18 protein-coding genes and 1 pseudogene are annotated in these 17,252 nt (G+C 64.0%); 7 read left to right on the forward strand and 12 right to left on the reverse strand.

Translation table 11 applies throughout. From position 1 onward, the window contains the following. On the reverse strand, positions 1-415 hold a 415-nt coding region (locus NKI32_RS02770; protein ID WP_353001771.1), incomplete at its 3' end, for a transposase. Between the two features lie 106 nt (positions 416-521). Here NKI32_RS02770 and NKI32_RS02775 point away from each other — a divergent pair. Next, positions 522-940, forward strand: a pseudogene (locus tag NKI32_RS02775) (DDE-type integrase/transposase/recombinase); the annotation flags it as partial. A 211-nt stretch (positions 941-1,151) separates the two neighbouring features. Here the strand turns inward: NKI32_RS02775 and NKI32_RS02780 are convergent. The 3 genes from NKI32_RS02780 to NKI32_RS02790 all read right to left on the reverse strand — a co-directional run bounded on the left by NKI32_RS02780 (position 1,152) and on the right by NKI32_RS02790 (position 3,851). Next, the gene (locus NKI32_RS02780; protein ID WP_023752821.1) at positions 1,152-1,769 is read right to left on the reverse strand and encodes a transglutaminase-like cysteine peptidase; all 618 of its coding nucleotides are present in this window, start codon (positions 1,767-1,769) and stop codon (positions 1,152-1,154) included. 192 nt (positions 1,770-1,961) lie between these two features. Beyond that, on the reverse strand, positions 1,962-3,239 hold the full coding sequence (locus NKI32_RS02785; protein WP_353001773.1) for a polyhydroxyalkanoate depolymerase: 1,278 nt from the start codon (positions 3,237-3,239) through the stop codon (positions 1,962-1,964). Positions 3,240-3,491: 252 nt separating this feature from the next. Continuing rightward, positions 3,492-3,851 (reverse strand): septal ring lytic transglycosylase RlpA family protein, encoded by a 360-nt coding sequence (locus tag NKI32_RS02790; protein ID WP_023742010.1) that lies wholly within the window; start codon positions 3,849-3,851, stop codon positions 3,492-3,494. Positions 3,852-4,160: 309 nt separating this feature from the next. On the opposite strand from NKI32_RS02790, the gene NKI32_RS02795 reads away from it, so the two are divergent. After that, entirely contained in the window at positions 4,161-4,346 is a 186-nt protein-coding gene (locus NKI32_RS02795) for a hypothetical protein (RefSeq protein WP_353001775.1), read from the forward strand. A 320-nt stretch (positions 4,347-4,666) separates the two neighbouring features. Here NKI32_RS02795 and NKI32_RS02800 read toward each other — a convergent pair whose 3' ends face one another. The 8 genes from NKI32_RS02800 to tauA all read right to left on the reverse strand — a co-directional run bounded on the left by NKI32_RS02800 (position 4,667) and on the right by tauA (position 11,726). Continuing rightward, a complete protein-coding gene (locus NKI32_RS02800) occupies positions 4,667-5,470 on the reverse strand; it encodes an ATP-binding cassette domain-containing protein (RefSeq protein WP_353001777.1) in 804 nt (267 codons plus the stop codon). 7 nt (positions 5,471-5,477) lie between these two features. Continuing rightward, the gene (locus tag NKI32_RS02805) at positions 5,478-6,254 is read right to left on the reverse strand and encodes an ABC transporter permease subunit (protein WP_353001779.1); all 777 of its coding nucleotides are present in this window, start codon (positions 6,252-6,254) and stop codon (positions 5,478-5,480) included. Beyond that, a complete protein-coding gene (gene ssuD, locus NKI32_RS02810; protein WP_023706946.1) occupies positions 6,251-7,420 on the reverse strand; it encodes an FMNH2-dependent alkanesulfonate monooxygenase in 1,170 nt (389 codons plus the stop codon). The genes NKI32_RS02805 and ssuD overlap by 4 nt, the downstream gene beginning before the upstream one ends. A gap of 70 nt (positions 7,421-7,490) precedes the next feature. Further along, complete coding sequence (locus NKI32_RS02815; RefSeq protein WP_353001780.1) at positions 7,491-8,444, reverse strand: sulfonate ABC transporter substrate-binding protein; 954 nt, start codon at positions 8,442-8,444, stop codon at positions 7,491-7,493. 194 nt (positions 8,445-8,638) lie between these two features. Then, positions 8,639-8,821, reverse strand: a complete 183-nt coding sequence (locus tag NKI32_RS02820; RefSeq protein WP_353001782.1) for a hypothetical protein — start codon at positions 8,819-8,821, stop codon at positions 8,639-8,641. Between the two features lie 81 nt (positions 8,822-8,902). Beyond that, positions 8,903-9,763 carry an ABC transporter permease subunit gene (locus NKI32_RS02825; RefSeq protein ID WP_353001784.1) on the reverse strand — a complete coding sequence of 287 codons (861 nt, stop codon included), beginning with the start codon at positions 9,761-9,763 and terminating at the stop codon, positions 8,903-8,905. After that, positions 9,760-10,551, reverse strand: a complete 792-nt coding sequence (locus NKI32_RS02830) for a taurine ABC transporter ATP-binding protein (protein ID WP_353001785.1) — start codon at positions 10,549-10,551, stop codon at positions 9,760-9,762. Before NKI32_RS02830 ends, NKI32_RS02825 begins: the two co-directional genes overlap by 4 nt. A 161-nt stretch (positions 10,552-10,712) precedes the next feature. After that, the gene (gene tauA, locus NKI32_RS02835; protein WP_023710332.1) at positions 10,713-11,726 is read right to left on the reverse strand and encodes a taurine ABC transporter substrate-binding protein; all 1,014 of its coding nucleotides are present in this window, start codon (positions 11,724-11,726) and stop codon (positions 10,713-10,715) included. 232 nt (positions 11,727-11,958) lie between these two features. On the opposite strand from tauA, the gene NKI32_RS02840 reads away from it, so the two are divergent. From NKI32_RS02840 to NKI32_RS02860, 5 genes are all read left to right on the forward strand, one after another. Next, entirely contained in the window at positions 11,959-12,120 is a 162-nt protein-coding gene (locus tag NKI32_RS02840; protein ID WP_023706948.1) for a hypothetical protein, read from the forward strand. A 414-nt stretch (positions 12,121-12,534) separates the two neighbouring features. After that, complete coding sequence (locus NKI32_RS02845; RefSeq protein ID WP_353001786.1) at positions 12,535-13,011, forward strand: RrF2 family transcriptional regulator; 477 nt, start codon at positions 12,535-12,537, stop codon at positions 13,009-13,011. Positions 13,012-13,027: 16 nt separating this feature from the next. Then, positions 13,028-14,395, forward strand: a complete 1,368-nt coding sequence (locus tag NKI32_RS02850) for an FAD/NAD(P)-binding protein (RefSeq protein WP_353001787.1) — start codon at positions 13,028-13,030, stop codon at positions 14,393-14,395. A 227-nt stretch (positions 14,396-14,622) separates the two neighbouring features. Next, on the forward strand, positions 14,623-16,056 hold the full coding sequence (locus NKI32_RS02855; protein ID WP_352626678.1) for a pyridoxal-phosphate dependent enzyme: 1,434 nt from the start codon (positions 14,623-14,625) through the stop codon (positions 16,054-16,056). Then, entirely contained in the window at positions 16,053-17,234 is a 1,182-nt protein-coding gene (locus tag NKI32_RS02860) for a trans-sulfuration enzyme family protein (protein WP_353001788.1), read from the forward strand. Before NKI32_RS02855 ends, NKI32_RS02860 begins: the two co-directional genes overlap by 4 nt. Positions 17,235-17,252: the final 18 nt, after the last annotated feature.

A 17,252-nucleotide genomic window follows, 5' to 3' on the forward strand; every position in this document is an offset into this window, starting at 1 on the left:
TGATGGCCGAGATCGACGAGGCCGAGAAGGCATGGCCGCACAGTTCTTCCGTGATCGCCTTCACCTTGCGGGTCGACACGCCCTGGACATACATCTCCGCCAGCGTCGCAACCAAGGCCTGCTCCGAACGCTGGTAGCGCTCGAACAGCTCGGTGGAGAAGTGACCCGCCCGGTCCTGTGGAACCCGCAGCTCGAGCTTGCCCACCCGGGTGACCAGGGTGCGGCCGTAGTAACCCGAGCGATACCCAAGGCGCTCAGGCGTGCGTTCGCCCTTCGAAGCACCCAGCGCCTCCTCCATCTCGGCCTCGAGAACCTCCTGCATTACCGCACGGAGCACTTCGTGCAGCCCCTCCGGGTTCGAAAGCAGAATGTCTTTGACGGCAGCGCTGGTCGATTTACCTTCTGTCTTGGTCATGGTGGCGTTCCTTCCAGGGAATCGGTGACGTTGAACATCACCAGCCTGCCATGACCGCCCTCTCTCAGCGAATTTGCAGAACTCTCAGCACACTACCCCGCTGGAGCCGAACGCGGTGTGGACTGGCGATCACAAGGGCTGGTTTCGGACCGTGACGGGTGGCGTTGCGAACCCTTGACGGTGATGGATGCGTCGAGCCGCTACCTCCTGGCGCTCGAAGCGACGGGATCGACGGCCGATAGCGAAGCCTGGCCGGTGTTTGAGCGGCTGTTTGAAGAGCATGGCCTGCCAGATCGCTTCAGAAGCGACAATGGCCCACCCTTCGCATCGGCCGGCGTCACCGGACTGACGCCGCTTGTCGTGCGCTTCATCAAGCTCGGCATCACCCTGGAGCGGATCGCACCCGGCAGGCCACAGCAGAACGGACGTCACGAGCGCTTTCACCTGACCATGCTGCCGATGGCCGAGGCACCGGAAGCCGACCGAACGGCACAGGGCCAGGCCTTCGAGACCTTCCGCCACAGCGCGCCAACCAATCCGCTTGGCGCTGCGGCGGACGCATAGGGGGAGAGAAGTGTCACCTATGTATCCGGTTCAAAGTGTTACCCATCTATCGGCTGGACACCGGCAGGGCAATGAGGGGCAGCGCCGACTTGCGGTTATCTCGTGAAAGTTATTAGCCACGGGCTTCCGACGAAGCTGTTCGCAGCGACGCGCTCACATGCATCGTCCTTATTTACTGAACCGCGCCGACCAGCACCTGCTGGCCGCCGCGGATCGAGACCCAGCGGCCGGTGTTGTCGATGGCCTGCCGCTTGAGGAAGCGATAGCCGGTGGCGTCCCAGATCTTCACCTTGTCGGTCAGATTGTCGAGGACGTAGTCGCCCTTGTCGGTTCGCACGGTCAGCACGGCATGGCCTTCGCCGTCCGGCTTGCGCACGACGGTGATCAAGAGATCGGCCAGCGACACGCCAGAGCGCGAGAGCTGGCGGCGCTTTTCCAGCACATAGTCTTCGCAATCGCCGACGCCCTTGTCGGGATAGGCCCAGACCTCGTCCTTGCCATAGATGTCGTAGTCGCTCATCGGCTTGACGGCGGCGTTGACCCTTGACGTCACGTTGATCAGCTTGCGCATGAAGGCGTCGGTCATCGCGGCGGGGTTGAGGTTGCTCGGCCGGATCGAGCATTCGCCGGGCTGGGTTTTACAGAAATCATAGTGGCCGATCGGCTGCGAGGTCATGCCGCCCGTCGCCATGGCGCCGCCTGCAAGTGCCGGCACTGCCCAGCACGCAGAGATCGCCAGCCCTGCTGCCGCCCACAAGCGCAGCGTCCGTGCTATCGGTGAGGAAGTCATTGTCCCCGTTCGCCCTTGTTGTTAACGAAAGGTTAAAGGGGATTTACACTCCGTGTCAATTATCGGGGGAGCCAGATTCTTCGGCATGGTTACCCGCGCCCGCCCAACAGCGTCTATTGTGCAACAGAACGCCTGTGGCGCGCAAAATCGCCCCGCTTTTGCGGGCAATGCACGCTGCAGCCGGATCGAGCCTCAGCCTTTGGCGGAGCGGACCAGCTTGGGTTTCACCGCTACGCGTGTTTGGCGGCCGTAGCTGGTGATGAAATCGACGATGCGCGGCACGATTTCCGAGCGGAATCGCGACCCGTTGAAGACGCCGTAATGGCCGACGGCCGGCTGCATGTAATGCGCATGCCGGTCAGCCGGGATGTTGGGGCAGAGATCGTGGGCGGCCTGGGTCTGGCCGAGACCGGAAATGTCGTCGTTCTCGCCTTCGACCGTGAACAGCGCGACATTGCGGATCGCCTTGGTGTCGACCACCTCGCCGCGATGCGTCATCTCGCCCTTGGGCAGCGCATGGCGCACGAACACCGTGTCGACGGTCTGCAGATAGAATTCCGCCGTCAGGTCCATCACCGCCAGATATTCGTCGTAGAAATCGCGGTGCTTCTCGGCACTGTCGCCGTCATGCTTGACCAGGTGCATGAAGAAGTCCTTGTGGGCGGTGATGTGCCGGTCGAGGTTCATGCTCATGAAGCCCGACAGCTGCAGGAAGCCAGGATAGACTTCGCGGCCGAAGCCCGGCACCGGCCAGGGCGCGTGCATGATGACGTTGTCGCGGAACCAGTCGATGCCCTTTTCCTTGGCCAGAAGATTGACCGCGGTCGGATTGCGGCGTGTGTCGATCGGCCCGCCCATCAAGGTCATGGTCGAGGGCACGAAGGGATCGCCGCGCTTTTCCATCAGCGCCACCGCTGCCAGCACCGGCACCGAAGGCTGGCACACCGCCATCACATGGGTGTCCGGCCCCAGCGCATGCAGCATGTCGATGATGTAGTCGATATAATCGTCGAGGTCGAAATGGCCGTCAGTCGCCGGTACCATGCGGGCATCGACCCAGTCGGTGATGTGCACGTCGGCATAGGGCAGCATCGCCTCGACCGTGCCGCGCAGCAGCGTCGCATAATGGCCCGACATCGGCGCCACAATGAGAAGCTTGGGGTCGGCCTTTCGCCCGGCGGGCACCGACCGCTCGAAGCGGGTAAGATTGCAGAACGGCTTCGACCACACCGTCTTTTCGCTGACCTCGACGCTCTTCCAGTCGACCACGGTCTTGCTCAGGCCGAAATGCGGCTTGCTGTAGCGGCGCGTCGTGCGCTCGAACAGTTCGGCGGTGGCGGCGACCGAGCGGCCCCACGGCGTATGCGAAAACGGATTGAGCGGGTTGGTGTAGAACAGCCGCACTGCATCGGCATAAAGCCGCGCGGGCTGCAGGGCGGCATGGTTCATTTCATAGAGCTGGTAGAACATCAGGTACTCCGCAGCTGCCGTGACCGAAGGGACGACGGACAGCGCCGAGCCTTGAATGTCTCGCGCGGAGGTTAACAAGATATTGCTGCGATGCAATACGTCACGTGGCGTGACATATGCCAATCTTTCGTCCAAGGCCTTGAGAAACCGCTTTGGGCGGGTGCAGCCGGCTCAATGTGCACTGCAAAATGCAAGGCTGTTGGACGACGGGGCAGGATGTGTCCGGCCCGATCGGGCCGGACTTGGACAGATCTAGACGCGCGCCATGCACACCGAGGTATGGCCGGAGCCGATGAAGCCGAGTTGGCCGGCGGCGCCCTTGGACAGATCGAGCACGCGCCCTTTGATGAACGGGCCGCGGTCGTTGATGCGCACGATGACGCTGCGGCCATTATTCTGGTTGGTCACTTTCAACTTGGTGCCGAAAGGCAGGCTGCGGTGCGCGGCGGTCAGCGCCGACGGGTTCATGCGTTCGCCATTGGCGGTCCTGGAATGCAGTGCGTACCAGGAGGCGCGGCCGCACTGGCCAGCGGCGGAGGAGGCGGATGCACCGACCATTAGGCCAGCCGCGATCGTTGCCGCGACAAGCGCGGTCTGGTTTGTTTTCTTCATGTTGGGGGGATTGGCTCCGTTTTCGACAGACCCCAGCCGTTAAGTGCCGAATAAGGCGGGAAATGCGGCAAGCATCGGGCAGTTCCGTGGCATCGGCACACGTTTGGAGTCGCTGGGAAACAGTTTGTCAGGCATCTTTCGTGTGGCGCGGCCGTATCGCCGGCGATATTGCGAGCTGTTTCACAGATTCCGTGAGCAAGGCAGGACGTTATAGTACAAGTAGAAGAGAGCGCGATTGGGCGCCGTCCTTTCGCTCTGTCATCACGGTCATGGCGCAGTTGACGATCGACTTTGAAAAGGGAACCAACGATGAGACTGTTCAAATATCTGCTGGCGCTGATCGTGCTCGCCATCGGCGCGCTGTGGTCGCTGCAAGGCATTGGTGTGGTCGGCGGCAGCTTCATGACCGGCCAGTCGCAATGGCTATATATCGGCATCGTGACCATGCTGGTCGGTTTCGTCGGGCTGGTATGGGCGAGCCGTTCGCCGGGGTGAGTTGCGACGAAAGTCGACCGCCACAGATCGACCCCCACTCCGTCGAGCTTCGCTCGACACCTCTCCCCCGATCGACGGGGGAGAGGAAAGGCGCGAGCCTTGCAGGGGCGCGAACTTATGCGGCCTGGCTCCCTTCCTCTCCCTCCGGAGGGGGGAGAGGTGGCGCCGCGAAGCGGTGACGGAGTGGGGGAAGGCGCTGGTCAAACCCGCAGTCGCAAACAGGGCCAACCCGGCGAGCAAGAAAACAGCCACCCCATATTGCCGGTCCATTCTGTTACCTATCTATCCGGTTCGGATAGAATGCCCTGCCCGCGACAGCACTACCCGAACAGCTGATCCAGAATCCTGCCCTCCAGCCTGGCAAGCTCGACCGAACCGCGCCGGCGCGGCCGCGCCACCGACACGTCTGGATCGAGCGCGATGCGGCCGTCCTCGATCACCACCACCCGGTCGGCGAGCGCAACCGCCTCGGCGACGTCATGCGTGACCAGCACCGCGGTGAATTTTTGCTCCAGCCAGATGCGTTCCAGAAGCTGCTGCATTTCGATGCGGGTCAGCGCATCGAGCGCGCCGAGCGGCTCGTCGAGCGCCAGGATCCGAGGCTGGCCGATCAGGGCGCGCGCCAGCGCCACGCGCTGCTTCTGGCCGCCCGACAGCACCGAGGGCCATTCGTCGGCGCGGTCGGCGAGGCCGACTTCACCCAGGATGGCGAGCGCGCGCCGCCTGGCTTCCGCACCGGTGGCAAGCCCGGTCAGCCCGACCTCGACGTTTTTCACCACGCTGGCCCAGGGCAACAGCCGCGGCTCCTGGAACATGAAGCGGCTCTCTTCCCCGGCGCCGGCCTTCGCCTCCGGCCCGAATGTAAGGGATCCAGCGGTTGGCCGATCGAGCCCGGCCAGCAGCCGCAACAGCGTACTCTTGCCGCAGCCGCTCTTGCCGATGACGGCCACAAACTGTCCGACGGGCACATCGAGATCGATGCCGTCGAGCACGACCTTGTCGCCAAAGCGCTTTTCCACGCCCTTGAAGGCAAAGGCGCGCTGCCTTTCGACGGCCTCCTCCGGCCGTGACGGTTCCGGCGCGGCGACGAAGGAGCGGATGGCGGTCAGGCTGGCGGTTGGCATCGAACCCTCAGACGTTCTGGAAGGCGGGATGCCAGCCGAGCGACAGTCGCTCGAGCAGGCGGGCGAAGCTGTCGGCAAGCTTGCCGAGCAGCGCATAGATCAGGATCGACAGCACGACCACATCGATCAGCAGGAATTCGCGTGCCTGCATGGCCATGTAGCCGAGGCCGGAACTGGCCGAGATGGTTTCGGCAACGATCAGCGTCAGCCACATGATGCCCAGCGCATAGCGCAGGCCGACGAAGATCGCCGGCAGCGCGCCAGGCAGGATCACCTGAGAAAACAACGCGCGGCGGTCCATGCCGTAGACCCTGCCCATCTCGACCAGCTGCGGGTCGACGCTCTGGATGCCGAGCAGCGTGTTGACGTAGATCGGGAAGAACACGCCGAGCGCCACCAGGAACAGTTTTGCTTCCTCGTCGATGCCGAACCACAGGATGACCAGCGGGATCAGCGCCAGATGCGGGATGTTGCGGATCATCTGCAGCGTCGTGTCGGTCAGGCCGCGGCTGAGCGCCGACAGCCCGTTGGCAAGGCCGAGTGCAAAGCCGATCGAGCCGCCGATGGCAAAGCCGGCCAGCGCGCGCAGCGTGCTGACGCCGATGTTCTGTATCAGCTCGCCCGATAGCGTCAGCCGCCAGAAGGCCTCGGCCACCGCGCTCGGCGCCGGCAGCACATTGGCCGGCATCACGCCGGCGCGGCTGGCGGCTTCCCAGCCAATTATGACCAACGCCGGCAGCAGCCAGCCGATGCCGTTCTGTTTGGCCCGTTGAGCCAGGCTCATGACGACGCCTGAAGGCGGTTGGCGCCGTGGAAGCCGACGGCGAATTCATTGGCGATGTTCTCATGCGCCCGTGCCCGCCTGGTGCCCAGGCCGAGACGCGGGAACAGAAGCTCGGCGACGCGGTAGGCTTCCTCGAGATGCGGGTAGCCGGAGCCGATGATGGTGTCGATGCCGATCGCCTGATACTCGCGGATGCGCTCGACGATCTGCTCGGGCGAGCCGACCAAAGCTGTGCCAGCGCCGCCGCGCACCAGGCCGACGCCGGCCCACAGATTGGGCGAAACCACCAGCCTGTCGCGGCGGCCGCCATGCAGTTCGGCCATGCGCCGCTGTCCCACAGAGTCCATCTCCCTGGTGAAGCGGGCCTGGGCATTTTCGATCTGGGCATCGGTGACGTGGCTGATCAGCCGGTCGGCGGCGCGCCAGGCCTCTTCCTCGGTCTCGCGCACGATGAAATGCAGCCTGATGCCGAAACGCAGTTTGCGGCCGCGCCGTTCAGCCTTTTTGCGCGCCGCGCTGAGTTTTTCCGCCACCTGCGCCGGCGGCTCGCCCCAGGTCAGGTACATGTCGACGAGATCGGCGGCGAGCTCCTGGCCGGCATCGGACGAGCCGCCGAAATAGAGCGGCGGCCGCTCCTGTTGCGGCAAAAGGTCGAGGCGGCCATTGTCGACGCGGTAATATTTGCCGTTGAAGTTGACGCTCTCGCCCGACACCAGCGCGCGCCAGATGGTCAGAAACTCTTGCGCCTGCGCATAGCGCTCGTCATGCGGCAGGAACACGCCATCGCCGGCAAGCTCGGTCGGGTTGCCGCCCACCACGACATTGAGCAGCAGGCGGCCATTGCTGAGGCGATCAAGCGCCGCCGTCTGGCGCGCCGCGAAGGTCGGCAGCGTCACGCCGGGCCGCAGCGCCACCAGGAATTTTAGCTTTTCCGTCAGCGCTGCAAGGCCGGAGGCGGTGATCCAGGAATCCTCGCAATTCTGCCCGGTCGGCAGAAGCACGCCGGGAAAGCCGAGCCGGTCGACGGCCTGTGCGATCTCCTTGAAGTAAGCGAACTCCGGCGGCCGCTGCTGCTGTTCGGAGCCGAGATAGGAGCCGTCGCCATGCGTTGGAATGAACCAGAAGAAATCGAGCGGGCTGGCTTGCGGATTGGCTGGAGCGGTCATGGCGAAATCCCTGAAGCGGAAACGGCAAAAAGGCGCCGGGCGTTTTCCGCCCGGCGCCGCACGTGAAAGTTCAATTGCCCGGTGCGGTCCACACGGCGTCGGAGATGCGCACCGCGTTCGGGATCAGCTTGAGCTTGTAGAAGCGATCGGCTGTCGCCTGCTGGCCGGCGATGATCTCGTCGGTGATCGGGAAGATGCCGAATTTGGTGCGGTTGGCCGCGATCGTCTGTGCATCGAGCGGCACGCCGGTCACCTCATGCAGCGCCGCGGCAACCTTGTCGCGGTTCGCGTCCGCCCATTTCGCCGCCACGCCGAGCGCCGATATCGTCGCGGCGATCGTCTCCGGATGCGCCATGGCGAAATCCTTGTTGGCGAGGAAACAGGTGTTCACCTTCAGCACCTCGCTGGAGCGCGCCAGCACGCGCGGCTGGTAGCGTGTCTCGGCGATGGAGTAGAACGGATCCCAGACCGCCCAGGCATCGATCTGGTCGCTGGCGAAAGCCGCCGCAGCATCGGCCGGGCTGAGATAGACCGGGGTGATCTGGTCGAAGGGGATGTTTGCTTTTTCGAGTGCCGCGACCAGCAGATTGTGCGCGCTGGTGCCTTTGCCGACGCCGATGCGCTTTCCCTTGAGGTCGGCGAGCGACTGGATCGGCGATGCCGGCTTGACGAAGATCGCTTCGCCGTCGCCATTGGCCGGCAGTGCCGCCGCATAGACGATGTTGGCGCCGGCCGACTGGCCGAAGATTGGCGGTGCGTCGCCGGTCCAGCCGACATCGATGGCGCCGACATTGAGCGCCTCGACCAGCGGCGGGCCCGCGGTGAATTCGACCCATTTCACCGCGACACCCTTGTCGCTCAGCGCCTTCTCGATCACCTGCTGCTGCCGGGCGATGACCGGCAGGCCGGTCTTCTGATAGCCGATGTTGAGCTGCTTCAACTCCTGCGCCGAGGCACTGAGCGAGGCAGCAATGCCAGCCGCCAAAAGGCCAAGGCCGAAAACGCGTCTGGTCAGGCTGAACATGATCCCTCTTCCTTCGCTGCGAACCGGCGCCGGGAAGGGCTCCCTGCCGTGGATGAGAGACAAGGCTAGGTAGGTCTATAAATTTAGTAGAGAAACGATTTTGCGAGATGAATAGGCGGAACGGAATTGTTTTCTACGGGCGGGTCGAGAAAGCCTCTTTCTCGCCGTTCACGAGGCGAGGAGCGCCAATCACCTCACTGCGACCAATACTGCCAGACCCAGTAAAATCCCTCGTCGCGTGGCGGCAGGCGGTCGCGTTCAGCGTCGAGTTGCACCGGGGCCGGCGATTTCGGCTGCGGCTGCGACGACGAGTTCTCCCGCCAGGCGAGCAGCCAGTTGCCGAGATGGGCGAACAGCACCGCGGTGGACTGGGTCATGACATTACTCCTTCTGTTCCGGGATCGGCGGTCGCCGTGCTGCGAAGGGAAGCAGCCGGTCAAACCGGCAGAAACTTGTTGTCATTCCTTTCCCGCCCACGGAACCAGCTGACGCTCGATCCGGCGGATGATGAATTCCAGCACGAAGGCTATTGTCGCGATCACCACTATTCCCATCACCACGACATCGGTGACCAGGAACTGGGCGGCCGACTGGATCATGAAGCCGAGGCCGCGCGTTGCCGCCACCAGCTCGGCTGCAACCAGCGTCGACCAGCCGGCGCCGAGCGCGATGCGCAGGCCGGTGAGGATCGACGGCAGCGCGCTGGGCAGGATGACATGGCGCATCACTTGGCGCTGCGTCGCACCAAGCGAACGGGCCGCATCGATGCGCTCCTTAGAGACACCGCGCACGCCCGACGCCGTCGACAGCGCCACGGGCGCCAGCATGGCAATGGCGATCACCAGGATCTTTGACGGTTCGCCGATGCCGAACCAGATGATGACCAGCGGCAGATAGGCGAGCGGCGGGATCGGCCGCAAAAATTCGAGCAGCGGATCGAAGATGCCGCGCCCGACCGTCGAAATGCCGATAGCCAGCCCAACCGGAACGCCGATGACGATGGCCGCGAGCAGCGCCGCGAACACGCGGCCGAGGCTGGCGACGATATGCTGGAGCAAAGTCGCGTCGACGAAGCCGTCCTTGATCACCACGATGAACTTGGTCCACACGGCAGCGGGCGACGGCAGGAACACCGGCGACACCAGTTGCAGGCGCACAGACAGCGCCCATGCCGCCAGCGCGGCCAGGATGGTGACGGCGCTGATCGCCCGCGAGGAAACCCCGCGCCGCTTCCGCACCGGCCGCGACCACGGCACCGAAATGGCATCGGCCTCGCCGGTCCCGGTGGCCGGCCGCTCGCTGTAGGAGGTGACGCTCATGCCGCCTCTCCTTCGAAGATCGCATCGGTCAGCTCGCCGCGCGCCGCGGCAAAGGCTGGATCGGCCTTGATGGCGCGGATCGGCTCGCCTGCGGCATAGCGCCGGCTGAAACCGGTCTCGAATGTCCGCACCACGCGGCCCGGTCCGGGCGCCAGCACGACGATGCTTGTGGCCAGCACCAGCGCCTCCTCGATGCCATGCGTGACCATCAGCACGCCAACCCGGCTTGCGGTCCACAGGTCGAGCAGCGTCGTCTGCATGCGCTCGCGCGTCAGCGCATCGAGTGCGCCGAGCGGTTCGTCGAGCAGCAGGAATTCCGGTTCGGCGGCGAGTGCACGGGCGAGTCCGACGCGCTGGCGCATGCCGCCGGACAATTCCCAGATGCGTTTGTCGCCGACGCCGTCAAGCTTGACCAGCGCCAGCAACTGGTCGGCGCGGCGCGCCCGCTCGGCTCGCGGCACGCCGCGCAGCCTGAGCGCAAAGGCGACGTTTTCACGAGCCGTCAGCCAGGGAAACAGCGCATCGTTCTGGAACACGACCGCCCGGTCGGAGCCTGGGCCGGTGATCGGCCTGCCGCCGATCGTGGCGACTCCGCGCGCGGGCTCGACCAGGCCGGCGGCGACATTGAGCAGCGAGGTCTTGCCGCAGCCGGAGCGGCCGACCAGCACGACGAAATCGCCCTTGGCGACATCGATGGAAACTCGGTCGACCGCCGGCGCTGCCTGGCCGTCATAGTGAACCGAGACCTTGTCGAGTACGAGATGCGGGTCGAGTACGAGATGCGGCATGAAAAGGGGCTCCGGAAGAAAATCAGCCTGCCCCGGCCCTCGTTAAGCGGATCCGGGACAGGCAGCACGCGGCGTCAGGGAAGAGGAAACCGCGCGTGTTCAGAGCAATTCCAGGAAAAGTGTGAAGCGGTTTTCCGTCCGGAATTGCGTAAAACAGAAGATCAGTTCGAGGCCAGAGCCTCGGTCACGTATTTCGACGACACGTATTTCGAATAGTCGGGCAGCACGGCGTCGATCTTGCCCTGCTCCTTGAGGAAGGCCGAAGCTGCCTCGATCGCCTTGACCGTGCCGCCGCCGAGGAATTTGTCGGAAGCCTGCTCTTCCAATGTCGGGAAGACGTAACCCTTGAGGAGCTGCGGCACCTCTTCCAGTTTGGCGCCGGTGATCTTGGCGATCTTGGCCGCTTCCGGCGACGAAACCGACCATGCCTCGGGCTTGGCCAGGAACTGGGCATAGGATTCGCCGGTCACCTTGACGAAATCGCGCACGGCGTCCGGGTTCTTTTCGGCGAAGTCGGTGCGCACGATCCAGGCGTCGAAGGTCGGCGCGCCCCAGGCGGCAACCTGCGAGGAATCCAGCACCACCTTGCCTGTCGTCTTGATCTGGCCGAGCGCCGGATCCCAGACATAGGCCGCGTCTATGTCGCCGCGAGCGAACGCGGCGGCTATTTCCGGTGGCCTGAGATTAAGGATTTCGACCGACTTCGGGTCGACGTTTTCGTGCTTCAGCGCGGCAAGCAGGCTGTAATGCGTGGTCGACACGAACGGCACCGCCACCTTCTTGCCGGCGAGGTCGGCGATCTTCTCGATGCCGGATCCATTGCGGGCGACCAGCGCCTCGGACTGGCCGATCAGGCCGACGACAAAGATGGTCTGGATCGGCAGTTCGCGGCTGGCGGCCGCGGCCAGCGGACTCGAGCCGACATAGCCGATATCGACCGAACCGGATGCAACGGCGGCGATGACATCGGCGCCCGAATCGAATTTGCGCCAGTCGATCGTGGCCTTGGTCGCCTTTTCATAGGCGCCGTCGGCCTGCGCTACTTTGGAAGGTTCGACCACCGTCTGGTAGCCGATGGTGATGTTGAGGTCCTGCGCCTGGGCCGGGCCGAGGAAGGCCGCACCCGCCAAAGCTGCCGACGACAGGAGGACAATGCGTCGCGAAATGCTGGACATGAAAGGCTCCATGAAAAATGAGAAAAACCGGATGCCTGTTCATAGTCAGCTAATTCTATCATTCTTGTAGAGTTAAATCCTTCCAAGCAAGAAGCACTTGTTAGAAAAAAACCACCGGCTGATGCGGGCGCGGTGACCGGCCCGTGTCGAACCGTGCGCAAACGCAAACGGCGCCCCAAAGGTGCTGAAGAGTTGGTGGTCCTGCCAACCCTCGCTACGGAAGAGGCCTGATTTGGTGCTCGGCGCGCCGCTTGCGGCCTGCCGCAGGATCGATGTCGAGCCGTTGAGCCTCACCGACTTCCGCAGCGACGGCCACCGCTGGATGCTGCGGTCAAGCGGCGTGCCGGTGGCCGCCAAGGCCGCCCGGTCTCAGAGCGGCAAGGCGGCGTCCTGATATCGGGCGCAGGGCGGCGCCCGAGTTGTCGGGAGTCATGTTTCGCCGATCCGCGGGCTGCGACCAAAAATTCCTAGCGAAGCCCCAAATGGCGCAAATCCATGCTGTAAAAGACGGTTGATTTGAAAACACGTCCCGCGTGTTCGAGGGTAAGTATAGTAATCTTATCGACATCGGAGCAGGAGCCGCCGCTCATCGCCGCAATCTCTCGCGGCTGGCTGTGACCGTAACGGCACAAAGCCTTGCTAAAGTGGCCCCTGCGGCGTGAAAACGAAGCAAAATCAAGGTTTCTCGGCTTGTATATCATGTCAGTAGAATTTATGTGTCGAAGCAGCTTGCACGCGGCGGGAGGCACGTCAGGCGTTTCGCAACCGATGGTTCTGGGCCATCGCCTGACAGAGAAACATTCGGTCTATGCTCACCAAAAAAGGCAAGTACGGCCTCAAGGCGCTGGTCCATCTGGCGCAACTGCCGACGGGACAGCTCGCCTTTGTCGGCGACATCGCCAGCGGCAACAACATTCCGAAGAAATTCCTCGATGCCATTCTGGGCGAATTGCGCAATGCCGGTTTCGTCCAGAGCCGCAAGGGCAAGGATGGCGGCTATCGCTTGGCGCGCCCGGCCGACGAGATCAAGGTCGGCCATGTCGTGCGCGTGCTCGACGGACCGCTGGCGCCCATCCCCTGCGCCAGCCGCACCCAGTATCAGCGCTGTGAAGACTGCAATGAGGCGACATGCCAAGTCCGACATCTGATGCTCGAGGTCCGGCAGGCGATCGCCGAGGTGCTCGACCAGCGCACACTGACCGAAATGCGCGACATCGTCCTCGACGACCTTTCGGTCGCGAGGGACATCGACGAGCTTGCGCCGGCGCAAAAGGTCCCCGCCTGATCTTAAGCGTGCTCGCATGAGCGTCGCGCGCGCCAATTCGATCATCCCCAGCTCGATCATCATCGTCGGCGGCGGCGCCAGCGGCGTCGTGTTGGCCGCTCATCTGCTGAAGTCGCCCAACCCGGACCTTCGCGTCACGCTGATCGAAAAGCGTCCGCATTTCGGCCAGGGCATCGCCTATTCGACGCTCTTATCGGCGCACGTGCTGAATGTCAGCGCCGCGGGGATGAGCGCCTATGCCGACGATCCCCTGAATTTCTGGCGCTGGTTGCAGGGGCGCGACCTGATAAGCCAGGAACAGACGCCGCAGACACCGTTCTATGCACCCCGCAGCGTCTACGCCCGCTACCTCAAGGAAGTGCTCGACGAGCTCGAAGCGCGCGAACAGGAAACCGGCCGTCTCAGGCTGATTCGCGAGGAAAGCCTGTCGATCTCGCCGACATCGTCCGGTGTCGAAGTGGTGCTGGCCAACGGCACCAGCGTCGTCGCGCATCTGGCGGTGCTTGCCACCGGCCATGACGAGCAGCCCGGCGCCGGCCAAGGTCATGCCATCCGCATGGGCACCGAGGCCGACACCGCGCTCGATCCTGAAGCCCGCGTGCTGGTGCTGGGCACCGGGCTCAGCATGGTTGATGCCTTTCTGTCGCTCGAGCAGCGCGGCCATCGCGGCGAGATCGTCGCCGTGTCGCGGCGCGGCCTGCTGCCGTCGCCGCACCGCAAGGGCAACCCGATCAAGCTCGACGTCGCCGACATTCCGCTCGGCACGCAGCTCTCCTATTTCGTCGGCTGGTTCCGCGACCTGATCCGAGAAAACCAGAAGGCCGGCATCGACTGGCGTGACGTCGTCGATGGACTGCGACCCTTCAATCAGAAGATCTGGCAGAACTGGCCGTCCTCGGCCAAACGCCGCTTCGTCGAGCACACCAAGGCCTGGTGGGACATCCATCGCCATCGGCTGGCGCCCGAGGTGCATGCCCGCGTCACCGAGGCGGTGCGCACCGGCCGCATCCGCCCGGTCGCCGGCCGTGTCGTCGGCATCGAGGCCGGCGATGGATTCACCGTCGGCATCCAGTCCCGCCACACAAAGGCGCTGGAAACGCTGCAGGTCGCGCGCATCTATGATTGCACCGGCATCGCCCGCGACATCTCGACGACGTCGAACAGCGTCGTGCGTTCGCTGGTCGACCGAGGCCTGGCGCGGCCCGACCCGCTGCGGCTTGGTCTCGATGTCACAGCCAAATGCGAAATCATCGCCGGCGACGGCACCGCATCGGCCAAGATCCTCGCCGTCGGGCCGCTGACCCGCGGCACCTTCTTCGAGATCGACGCCATCCCCGACATCCGCGTGCAATGCGCTAGGCTGAGCAAGCAGCTGCTCAGGTAAAGCTGTTGACGTCGGCGGGATAGCACGCCCCTCAGAGGGGGGTGGGAAGGATGGCTACGGAGGGTGTTTGGCTTGAGTCCAAAGCCGGCGTCAAACTGGAATTCCATTCCCCCTCTCGCCGGTTGATTGGCACGATCTACCTTCTTTCCGACTGCAAACGGCCGGAAAAGAAGCTACGCTGCCGCTCTGCCCCCGAGGCGGTCGCTTGTTCAAGGGAGCACATCGACATGAGTGAGCACAGAAAAGCTGCGCCAGGCCGTTCGGACGGCGCGTTATCCCGCCTGCGTCCGCCCTACGCCTCGGTGCTCGACCTCATCGGCCAGACGCCGGTGGTCGAACTGACCAAATTCGACACCGGCAAGTGCCGGCTGTTCATCAAGCTCGAAAGCCAGAATCCCGGCGGTTCGATCAAGGACCGCATTGCGCTGTCGATGATTGCCGCGGCCGAGAAGGAAGGCAAGCTGAAGCGCGGCGGCACCATCGTCGAGGCGACCGCCGGGAATACCGGCCTCGGCCTCGCCCAGGTCGGCATCCCCAAGGGCTACCGCATCATCCTCGTCGTGCCCGACAAGATGTCGCGCGAAAAGATCCAGCATCTGCGCGCGCTCGGCGCCGAAGTGCGCATGACCCGCTCCGATGTCGGCAAGGGCCATGCCGAATATTACCAGGACATGGCCGAGAAGATCGCATCGGAAACGCCCGGCGCCTTCTACGCCAACCAGTTCGCCAACTCGGCCAACCCTGAGGCGCATGAGACCACCACCGGACCGGAAATCCTTGCCCAGCTCGATGGCGACCTCGACGCCGTGGTCGTCGGCGTTGGCTCCGGCGGCACGCTGACCGGGCTTGGCCGCTACTTCGCCAGAACGTCGCCGAAGACCGAAATGGTGCTGGCCGATCCCGTCGGATCGGTGCTGGCGCCGCTGATCAAGACCGGCAAGATGGAAGAGGCCGGCAGCTGGACAGTCGAAGGCATCGGCGAGGATTTCGTGCCGCCCAATGCCGATCTGTCGCTGGTCAGGAAAGCCTATTCCATCCCAGACAAGCAGAGCATGCTGGCCGTGCGGGACCTGCTTTCGAAGGAAGGCATTCTCGCCGGCTCGTCTTCCGGCACGCTGCTGTCGGCCGCGCTGCGCTATTGCCGCGAGCAGACGACAGCAAAACGCGTCGTCACCTTCGTCTGCGACAGCGGCAACAAGTACCTGTCGAAGGTGTTCGACGATTTCTGGCTGGCCGAGCAGGGGCTGGCCGAACAGGAACAGCATGGCGATCTGCGCGACCTCGTCATGCGCTCGCACCGCACCGGCGACACCGTTTATGTCGGCCCCGACGAAAGCCTGCTCAACGCCTATGGCCGCATGCGCCGCTCCGATGTCTCGCAGCTGCCGGTGCTGGACAACGGCAAGCTGGTCGGCATTATCGATGAGGGCGATATATTGGCCAAGGTCGACGGCCCCTATGACGGCCGCTGGGACCGCTTCAACGCCCCGGTGCGCACCGCCATGACCTCCAATCTGCACACGCTGCAGGCCAGCCAGACGCTGGATGCGCTGCTGCCGGTGTTCGACCGCAACGAGGTCGCCATCATCTTCGATGGCGACGAGTTCGTCGGCCTGATAACCCGTATCGACCTGATCAACCATTTGAGGCGCGCACGATGACTGCTGAAACACCCCCATCGGGCAAGAACCGCCTGGCTTTTTCCACGCGCACCATCCATGGCGGCCAGAGCCATGACCCGCTGACCGGCGCGGTGATGGTGCCGATCTACGCGACCTCGACCTATGGCCAGCAGTCGCCCGGCGTGCACAAGGGGTTTGAGTACGCCCGCAGCCAGAACCCGACCCGCTTCGCCTTCGAGCGCGCGGTGGCCGATCTCGAAAGCGGCTCGGCCGCCTTTGCCTTTGCTTCCGGCCTGGCGGCGATCTCGACGGTGCTGGAATTGCTCGACAGCGGCGCGCATATCGTCGCCACCGACGACATCTATGGCGGCTCGTTCCGGCTGATGGAGCGGGTGCGCAAGCGCTCGGCCAATCTGCAGGTCTCCTTCGTCGATTTTACCGACCTCGCCGCTGTCGAAGCCGCTATCCGTCCGGAGACGAAACTGCTCTGGGTCGAAACGCCCACCAATCCGCTCCTGCGCATCGTCGACCTCGAAGGCGTTGCGGCACTCGCCAGGCGCAAGGGCGTATTGACGGTCGCCGACAACACGTTCTGCAGCCCCTACATCCAGAGGCCGCTGGAACTCGGCATCGACATCGTCGTCCACTCGACGACGAAATATCTCAACGGCCATTCCGACATGGTCGGCGGCGTCGCCATCATCGGTGACAACAAGGACCTCGCCGCCCAGCTGAAATTCCTGCAGAACGCCATCGGAGCCATCTCCAGTCCCTTCGACAGTTTTCTCGCGCTGCGCGGCATCAAGACACTGGCGCTCAGGATGGAGCGGCATTCCACGAACGGCCTGAAGATTGCGCAGTGGCTGGAGGCGCGAAAAGATGTGCGCCGCGTCGTCTATCCCGGCCTGGCCAGCCATCCGCAGCACGCCATCGCCGTCCAACAGATGCATGCCTTCGGCGGCATGATCTCGGTCGACCTCGACCGCAACCTCGCCGGCACCAAACGCTTCCTCGAACGGACGCAACTGTTCACGCTGGCTGAAAGCCTCGGCGGCGTCGAAAGCCTGATCGAACACCCGGCGCTGATGACGCACGGCTCGATCCCGGCGGAAAAGCGCGCGGAAATCGGCATTTCGGATTCGCTGGTGCGGTTGTCGGCGGGGATAGAGGATGGCGATGATCTGATCGCCGATCTGGAGCAGGCGCTGCGGGGGTAGGCGTACCGGATGCGTACC

The sequence above is a fragment of the Mesorhizobium sp. M0761 genome, from assembly GCF_040320205.1.
GTDB lineage: Bacteria > Pseudomonadota > Alphaproteobacteria > Rhizobiales > Rhizobiaceae > Mesorhizobium.

Bases quoted from the DNA above. Each gene is read 5' to 3' on its own strand.
- NKI32_RS02780 (WP_023752821.1), bottom strand. From the start codon at position 1,769: ATGACTTCCTCACCGATAGCACGGACGCTGCGCTTGTGGGCGGCAGCA.
- NKI32_RS02785 (WP_353001773.1), bottom strand. From the start codon at position 3,239: ATGTTCTACCAGCTCTATGAAATGAACCATGCCGCCCTGCAGCCCGCG.
- NKI32_RS02790 (WP_023742010.1), bottom strand. From the start codon at position 3,851: ATGAAGAAAACAAACCAGACCGCGCTTGTCGCGGCAACGATCGCGGCT.
- NKI32_RS02795 (WP_353001775.1), top strand. From the start codon at position 4,161: ATGAGACTGTTCAAATATCTGCTGGCGCTGATCGTGCTCGCCATCGGC.
- NKI32_RS02800 (WP_353001777.1), bottom strand. From the start codon at position 5,470: ATGCCAACCGCCAGCCTGACCGCCATCCGCTCCTTCGTCGCCGCGCCG.
- NKI32_RS02805 (WP_353001779.1), bottom strand. From the start codon at position 6,254: ATGAGCCTGGCTCAACGGGCCAAACAGAACGGCATCGGCTGGCTGCTG.
- ssuD (WP_023706946.1), bottom strand. From the start codon at position 7,420: ATGACCGCTCCAGCCAATCCGCAAGCCAGCCCGCTCGATTTCTTCTGG.
- NKI32_RS02815 (WP_353001780.1), bottom strand. From the start codon at position 8,444: ATGTTCAGCCTGACCAGACGCGTTTTCGGCCTTGGCCTTTTGGCGGCT.
- NKI32_RS02820 (WP_353001782.1), bottom strand. From the start codon at position 8,821: ATGACCCAGTCCACCGCGGTGCTGTTCGCCCATCTCGGCAACTGGCTG.
- NKI32_RS02825 (WP_353001784.1), bottom strand. From the start codon at position 9,763: ATGAGCGTCACCTCCTACAGCGAGCGGCCGGCCACCGGGACCGGCGAG.
- NKI32_RS02830 (WP_353001785.1), bottom strand. From the start codon at position 10,551: ATGCCGCATCTCGTACTCGACCCGCATCTCGTACTCGACAAGGTCTCG.
- tauA (WP_023710332.1), bottom strand. From the start codon at position 11,726: ATGTCCAGCATTTCGCGACGCATTGTCCTCCTGTCGTCGGCAGCTTTG.
- NKI32_RS02845 (WP_353001786.1), top strand. From the start codon at position 12,535: ATGCTCACCAAAAAAGGCAAGTACGGCCTCAAGGCGCTGGTCCATCTG.
- NKI32_RS02850 (WP_353001787.1), top strand. From the start codon at position 13,028: ATGAGCGTCGCGCGCGCCAATTCGATCATCCCCAGCTCGATCATCATC.
- NKI32_RS02855 (WP_352626678.1), top strand. From the start codon at position 14,623: ATGAGTGAGCACAGAAAAGCTGCGCCAGGCCGTTCGGACGGCGCGTTA.
- NKI32_RS02860 (WP_353001788.1), top strand. From the start codon at position 16,053: ATGACTGCTGAAACACCCCCATCGGGCAAGAACCGCCTGGCTTTTTCC.